This window comes from Oleiphilus sp. HI0080 (assembly GCF_001635135.1).
Genome location: NZ_LWFU01000969.1, coordinates 1 through 988, shown reverse-complemented (window position 1 = coordinate 988; position 988 = coordinate 1). Strand labels below are relative to the sequence as shown.

Sequence of the window (988 nt, the reverse complement as noted above, 5' to 3'; positions counted from 1 at the left end):
TCGCTATCACTGTCTCCGACCTGGAAGCGCGAAAATTTTATGTAGCCTGTGGATGGTGAACTTGGATCATCATATGCGCTTAATAACGCTGCATCTTCTTGTGCGGCAATAAGAACAATCGGGTTCTGTACAAATCCATCTCGCGTGTAAGACCAATAATCGTTCGGTGCGTTCGGGTCAGGAATAAACTTTATGACTAATTGCTGTTGGCGATTAGTGGTAACTGTTTGCAGATCCGTACTGCCTACTTGAAGCGCCTGAGTGAACTTAAGCTCACTCTCTGCATTAGCTGCTAGGAATTGCGATGTAGCAGGCAGATAGATGTGACCAGACCCAAAACGGATTCTTTTATTGCTAAGAGAGTTATCCACAAGTAATGGGCCATCTAAATCTAACCCATCTGGATTGAGATTTTGTGGGGATACTTGACTCGAAGCTGACGATGGATTGCGGAATTCATAAGCAGAAAAAACAATTGGATCTTCTAAAACCCACAGCTTGCTCTTTACTGCCGGATCATCCCAAACACCATTTGAAATTGAAACGGTACCGACTAACGACGACTCAAGAGAATAGCTCGTCTTATTAAAGAAATGCTGAGTGTATGTTCCGCCAATATCGTTGCTTTCTACAATCAGGTAAGAACCCTGATCTAGAACAGCGGTTACTGGTTCGCCAGAAGGTAAAGTGAACGCATTAACGAACGCAGGCGTCGCTCCTGATAGATCGTACTCTCGAACCAAACCATCATCAAAGCCAACATAAAGCGTATTATCGGAGCCCGGTTCCGCACCGAACGCCATGCTAGTCACGATACCGTTCAATAAGGTATTGGGAATGGGCTCTAGGTAGTCCCCGCTTGTTCCATCCATTAGATAAACGAGCGATAACTCTGAGTCGGAGAGCGCCACCTTAGATGACGATGAATTCTCACTTGATGCAACGATGCCAGGACGTTTACTAAACAACCAGCTCGCGTAGCATGTGC

The 988-nt window shown here is 45.5% G+C and carries 1 protein-coding gene; it reads right to left on the bottom strand.

What is annotated here, in order from left to right; translation table 11 throughout:
* Positions 1-968, bottom strand: a 968-nt coding sequence (locus A3751_RS18640) for a hypothetical protein (protein ID WP_156492618.1), incomplete at its 3' end; no start/stop codon positions are given.
* Between the last annotated feature and the right edge of the window lie 20 nt (positions 969-988).